The sequence below is a fragment of the Pseudomaricurvus sp. genome, from assembly GCF_965662505.1.
In the GTDB taxonomy this organism is placed as follows: Bacteria; Pseudomonadota; Gammaproteobacteria; order Pseudomonadales; family Cellvibrionaceae; genus Pseudomaricurvus.
In genome coordinates, this window is sequence record NZ_CBFIHX010000155.1 from 1 (window position 1) to 6,595 (window position 6,595).

Annotated in this window: 5 protein-coding genes; all 5 read left to right on the forward strand. The window is 50.9% G+C overall.

Annotation, left to right across the window (positions count from 1 at the left end; all coding sequences use genetic code 11):
- Positions 1-352, forward strand: a 352-nt coding sequence (locus tag ACTG33_RS15380; protein WP_439136106.1) for a flagellar biosynthetic protein FliR, incomplete at its 5' end; no start/stop codon positions are given.
- Positions 352-1,488, forward strand: coding sequence for a flagellar biosynthesis protein FlhB (flhB, locus tag ACTG33_RS15385; protein WP_439136107.1), 1,137 nt, complete (start codon positions 352-354; stop codon positions 1,486-1,488). The genes ACTG33_RS15380 and flhB, both read left to right, overlap by 1 nt.
- Before the next feature lie 383 nt (positions 1,489-1,871).
- Positions 1,872-3,977, forward strand: coding sequence for a flagellar biosynthesis protein FlhA (flhA, locus tag ACTG33_RS15390; protein ID WP_439136110.1), 2,106 nt, complete (start codon positions 1,872-1,874; stop codon positions 3,975-3,977).
- 83 nt (positions 3,978-4,060) lie between these two features.
- Entirely contained in the window at positions 4,061-5,743 is a 1,683-nt protein-coding gene (gene flhF / locus ACTG33_RS15395) for a flagellar biosynthesis protein FlhF (protein WP_439136108.1), read from the forward strand.
- A 197-nt stretch (positions 5,744-5,940) separates the two neighbouring features.
- Positions 5,941-6,595 (forward strand): MinD/ParA family protein (locus ACTG33_RS15400; RefSeq protein ID WP_439136109.1); only part of this gene is annotated, 655 nt, incomplete at its 3' end.

Sequence of the window (6,595 nt, forward strand, 5' to 3'; positions counted from 1 at the left end):
ACACCTTGTTGTCTTTCAAATGATCATTGAGAGTTTTACGACGATTCCTATTTCGGCCACGGGCTTTACCACCGATGTTTTTTGGCAAATAGCCACCAGCGGCAGCTGGATGTTCAGTCGAGCATTGCTGATTGCTCTGCCGGTTTTAACCTCTCTGCTGGTTGTGAATCTGGCGTTTGGTGTGATGAGTCGTGCGGCGCCCCAAATGAATGTGTTTGCTGTCGGCTTTCCGCTCACTCTAGTACTGGGGTTGATTATCATCTGGTACAGCATGCCCAGTTTTCTTCCCAACTATCAACGGTTTATGGAAGAGGGGTTCAACGTGCTCTATAACATCTTGAGGATTCCCTGATGGCCGGTGATGACAGCAGTCAGGAAAAAACAGAAGAGCCAACGCCAAAACGATTGGAAAAAGCCCGTGAGGACGGGCAGGTTCCGCGATCCCGTGAGTTAACCACTTCGGCCATCCTGATCATCGGGACTATTGGGTTGTTTGTCTGGGCACCGTTCATGTCCCAGCGCCTGATGGATATCTTGCGTTACAACTTTACCTTGGAGCGCGAAGTTGCCTTTGATACGGAATTGATGTTTTCGCATCTGGGAAGCTCTTTTGCTGACGCGCTCATGTTTTTGTTGCCTTTATTCTCAGTGTTAGCGATCGCGGCGATTATCGGACCACTTGCTTTAGGGGGATGGTTGTGGAATCCCAAGGGTTTGGCGCCCAAGGGAAATCGCATGAACCCGGCCGAGGGCCTGAAGCGAATGTTTGGAGTGAAAGGGCTGGTAGAACTGGTCAAATCTTTGGCGAAGGTTCTGGTTATCCTCGGGTTTGCCATTATTCTGTTGCTGTCTATGGAACAGGATATGCTGGAGCTTTCCAATCAGGCCGTCATTCCCGCAATTATGGATGCGATGTTCATGTCGGGCTGGGCTGCCATTATTTTGTCGGCAGTGACTATTCTGATTGTTCTGGTCGATGTGCCATTCCAGATATGGGATAACGCCAGAAAACTCAAGATGTCCTTGCAGGATATCAAGGATGAAATGAAAGACTCCGAAGGTAAGCCCGAGGTGAAAGGGCGGATCCGCCAGTTGCAGCGGGAGATGGCGAATAACCGTCAGTTGGCGGAGGTGCCGGAGGCCGATGTGGTCATCACAAACCCAACTCACTTTGCCATTGCGGTCAAATACGATCCCGAAAAGATGGAAACCCCGATCGTGATTGCGAAAGGCGCAGATTTCTTCGCGCTCAAGATTCGGGAGGTGGCTAAAGCCAATGATGTCCAGATTATGGAGTCTCCGGTATTGGCTCGGGCTATCTATCATACGACAGAGGTAGAACAGGAGATTCCGGCAGGGCTGTATATGGCAGTCGCTCAGGTGCTGGCTTATGTCTTTCAGCTGCGTAACTACCGCAAAGGGCAGGCCGAGAGACCCGATTTTCCCCGTAATATCGATGTTCCCAAAGACATGCAATTTGACCCCTGATGGTTTTCCGTTCAGGGGCTTTCTGTTCAGGGTGTTCCTGCGAGTAACTTCTCGCTAAGGGCTTCCAGCTAGTAACTTCCTGCTAAGGGCTTCGTGCAAGGGGTCCTAATCAGGGCTAGGCTCTCTTTTAAAACTCCCAGTCATTTTTGTCCTCAGGCTTAATTGTTTCTGGCTAATACAGTTTTTTTGTGAAGCGGTTCAAATAGGTACGCTTCTTGCGATGTGTTTACAAAAATACACGCAACGTCAAGAAACCGTTTTCTATGGCCTCACAACAATTCACAGAGTTCCGTCAATTTGCTCGTGGTATCGATCGCAAAACGGCGTTCAATCATGTTCTCAGCGTAGGACAGGGCAACCTGGGCATTCCTATTTTGCTGCTGATGTTGTTGGGCATGATGACATTGCCGCTGCCGCCTTTCCTGTTGGACATGTTTTTCTCGTTCAACATTGCCTTGTCCATTGTTGTGTTGCTGGTTGGTATCTATAGCCTGAGACCTTTGGACTTTGCTGCGTTCCCCACCATTCTGCTAGTGGCAACCCTGTTGCGGTTGGCGTTGAACGTAGCGTCAACCCGAGTTGTGTTGCTTGAAGGCCACGAGGGGGGAGATGCGGCAGGTAAGGTGATTCAAGCGTTTGGTGAGGTAGTCATCGGCGGTAACTACGCGGTGGGTATTATCATCTTCATCATTTTGATGATCATCAACTTTGTCGTAGTGACCAAGGGTGCTGGACGAATTTCGGAAGTGAGTGCACGTTTTACCCTTGATGCCATGCCCGGTAAACAGATGGCCATTGATGCGGATCTGAACGCCGGACTCATCGATCAGGACGAAGCCCGTACCCGCCGTGAAGACGTGGCCTCAGAAGCCGATTTTTATGGGGCGATGGACGGTGCCAGTAAGTTCGTCCGTGGTGATGCCATGGCGGGCATTCTGATTTTGGTTCTCAATATCTTTGGTGGATTGATTGTCGGCATGGTTCAGCACGACCTGGAGTTTCAGGATGCGCTGGAGAAGTACATCTTACTGACTATCGGTGATGGTCTCGTCGCTCAGATTCCTTCTCTGCTGCTTTCCACAGCAGCAGCCATTATGGTGACGCGTGTTAACAGCTCAGAAGACATGCGTAATCAAGTCATGCGTCAGATGTTTGATTCGCCCAAGGCTCTGGGTGTCGCCTCTATCGTGCTGTTTATCATGGGTGCTATCCCAGGTATGCCGCACGTCTCTTTCCTCGGTCTAGCACTACTGGCTGCCGGTCTGGCGCTGTATCTGTATTACAAGAAGCATCAGGCAGAGGTTGCTGCGTCTGAAGGAAAACCCAATCTGCCTACCGTGAAATCGGCGGCGGCTGGTGGGCAGGTCCCTGCACCGGTCTCTCAGCAGGGCGGCGCAGTCACTCTCGATAATAACTCTGGCCAGGCAGAATCTGCGGACATTGGCTGGGATGATGTTCAACCGGTTGATGTGGTCGGGCTGGAAGTGGGCTATCGCCTGATTCCGATGGTGGATAAAAACCAGGGGGGAGAGCTGCTGGGACGAATCAAAGGAGTCCGCAAGAAGCTCTCTCAGGATGTTGGTTTTCTGGTTCCGTCTGTACACATCCGGGACAACCTGGATCTCCTGCCCAACGGTTATCGCATCAGCCTGATGGGTGTCACGCTGGGTGAGGCGGAAGTCTATCCGGAAAAAGAGCTGGCGATTAACCCCGGTCAGGTCTTTGGTCAGATTGACGGTATCAATACGACGGATCCGGCTTTCGGTCTGGAAGCTGTCTGGATCGATCCTGATAAGAAAGATAAAGCGCAAACACTCGGCTACACGGTAGTGGATCCCAGTACTGTGATCGCGACTCAGATTAATCATATCCTGCAAAAACACAGCTACGAATTGCTGGGGCATGAAGAGGTTCAGAAGTTACTGGATAAGCTCGAGGAAACGTCTCCGAAGTTGGTCGAGCAGCTGGTACCGGGAGCCGTCAATCTTAATGTTCTGCTTAAGGTCTTGCAGGGATTGCTACATGAGCGGGTATCCATCCGGGACATGAGAACCATAGCCGAAGCTTTGGCGTCAGCGGGTGGAGCGAGTCAAGATCCCGACGCTTTGATTTCTGTGGCCCGGGTCGCACTTTCCCGACAAATCGTCCAATCCATAGTAGGACAGGAGCCTGAGGTGCCTGTTATCACTTTGGAAGCAGGTCTGGAACAGTTATTGCTACAGTCCATTCAGCAGTCACAAAAAACTGGCGGTGGCGGAGCCTTCATTGAACCGCAGCTGGCCGAAAAGCTTCAGCGTTCACTGATTGATGTAGCGCAAAAGCAGGAAATGAAAGGTAAGTCCGTTGTATTGCTGGTAGCTGCACCGATACGAAATATGATGGCGAAATTTGTTCGCTTCAGTATGCCCGACATGTCGGTACTGGCGTACACAGAAATACCGGATAACAAACAAATAACGATTGAAGCCTCTGTTGGAGTCGATCAGTAATTAACCGTTGACCACACGTCAGCTGTGAGCCACGAAAGGCAAACTCTTCGCAAGAAACCGCGATCGAGTGATGGAGAAAACTTATGTCAGTTAAACGTTTTGTTGCTAGCGACATGCGCCGGGCATTAGAACTGGTTCGTCAGGAGATGGGTCCTGAAGCCATTATATTGTCCAGCAAAAGAGTCAAGCAGGGCGTCGAAATATTGACCAGCGCGCCGTCTCAGACGGAAAACAGCGCATCGGTGTCTCCAATTAATAGCCACTTGCCTAACAACAGTCATTTATCCAGAACTGAGTCTGTTCAGCAGAGCGATGTTCCCATGGGAAGTGACGGTGCCTGGCATGACCAGCTGGCAATGGACGAAGTGGTAAACAGCCACGATGCGTTGCGTAACAGTCAGCCGGCTCCAGAGCCCTCACTGGTGGCGCCTGAGTATCAATCGCGTCAGTTTACTCCGAATACTACAACACCCGCTTTCCGCGGCAGCGCTTCCGGAAAAACGCCTGCAGAGCTAGCAGAAGAGATTGAGCAGGCGCGTATCAAAATGATGGCGGCTAAGAAGCAGCAGGAACAGGATGAAATGCCAATTGGCATGTCGGGCGCTCGTCAGAGTGCACCTGCTGCCGAGAATATGTCGTATGCCCAGAGCGTTTCTCATGAGCAGGCGCGTTCCCGTTATGAGGATCACTCTGGCTATGATGATCGTCCAGGTTATGGCGAGCGTTCTGCTTACGACAACCGCTCTCGTTATGACTCAGCAGAAGCTGATCGTTATCGCTCAGACCGCGCTCATGCAGATTCTTACCGCGGCGACTCTTACAACGAAACCATGCATCAACAAGATCAACAGAGACAGTTGCAGTCTCTGCAGTCTGAGCTGGCCGATATGCGTCTTTTGCTGGAAGAGCAACTGACGCGCATGGCCAATACGCCACAAATGGCTTCACCGTTGCATTCTGGATTGATGCGTCGCCTTAAACATATGGGACTGAGTGATCGTCCGGCCGAAGCGGTGGTTAAACGTATTAAAAAGCACAGCACCATTCAGGAAGCGTGGGCCGATACTCTGGCGACCTTATCCCGTTACCTGCCTGCTAACGCCAGTGATCAGGTGATGAACGGCGGTGTATTTGCCTTTGTTGGACCTACTGGTGTTGGAAAAACCACGACGATCGCCAAGCTCGCGGCACGTTATGTGCTGGAGCATGGTGCAGAGAATGTCGCGCTGATTACCACCGATACCTATCGTATCGCCGCACACGATCAGTTGCGTTCGCTAGGCCGGATTCTCAACGTTCAGGTGAAAGTTGTGGAAGACCACAACGATCTTCCGGCGGTATTGAGAAGCCTCAAAGGCTGTCCGCTGGTACTGATTGACACGGCAGGTTTCCGTTTGGGCGATGCTCAGTTGAAAGAGCAGTTGCAAGCGTTAGACGTGATACCCGAAGTTCAGAAATTTTTGGTGATGGCCTGTAATTCCCAGTTGCAAATGATGAAGGCGACGATTCACGCTCACCAGAATGCGAAGTTGCAGGGGTGTGTGCTGACCAAGCTGGATGAAAGCAGCAGCCTGGGTGAAGCCATGAGTGTTCTGCTGGAGCACAAACTGGCGGTTCATTACACCACCAATGGCCAAGAAATTCCTCAGGATATTGAAGTGGCTAAAGGACACAAACTGGTTTCCAAAGCGGTTGCGCTGATGAAAACCGGTATGGGAAGCCAGGCACCGGCACAAGAAGCCGGTGGGTCTTTTGATGCTTATTAACTATGAGACGGATAATTCCTGAGACGGCCAGTTTTTAAATGGCTAGTCATCAGATGGATAGTTCTGAGATGGATAATCCTGAAATGGATAAGCGAGACTGAATAGCTGGTGTCCTGATGTGACCCAGTATTTACCCTGAAATTGATTAAGCTTTCGGGCTACAACGAGAGCACATTTTGCTAGGAGAATGGACTTAGATGAGTTCCTCACGACCGGTACAAGTAATTGCTGTAACAGGCGGTAAGGGTGGCGTTGGGAAAAGTAATATTTCCCTAAACCTGAGTATTGCTCTGGCTGAAATGCGCCGCCGGGTAGTGTTGTTGGATGCGGATTTGGGGCTGGCCAATATTGATGTATTGCTGGGTCTGAAAGCTGAAAAGAACCTGGCTGATGTGTTGAGTGGCGATTGCAGTCTGTCCGATGTTCTGGTGACAGGTCCTGCAGGCATTAAAGTCGTTCCGGCGTCTTCGGGTGTACAGAAAATGGCCGCTCTCGGTCCTCAGCAGCACGCCGCTCTGATCAATGCGTTCAGTGAGCTGAGTAATCAGCTTGATGTTTTGATTGTCGATACGGCTGCGGGCATTTCCGACACCGTTGTCAGTTTTGTCAGGGCTTCTCAGGAAGTGGTGGTAGTGGTGTGTGATGAACCATCCTCCATTACCGATGCTTACGCCTTGATCAAACTGCTGAATAAAGAGTACGGACTCTTCCGCTTTCGGGTCGTTGCCAATATGACCCGAAGCGCCCAGGAAGGACAGGGCTTGTTCAACAAGCTCAATGTGGTATGTGAACGTTTTCTGGACGTTTCCCTGCAGTATTTGGGTAACGTTCCATTTGATGAAAATGTGCGCA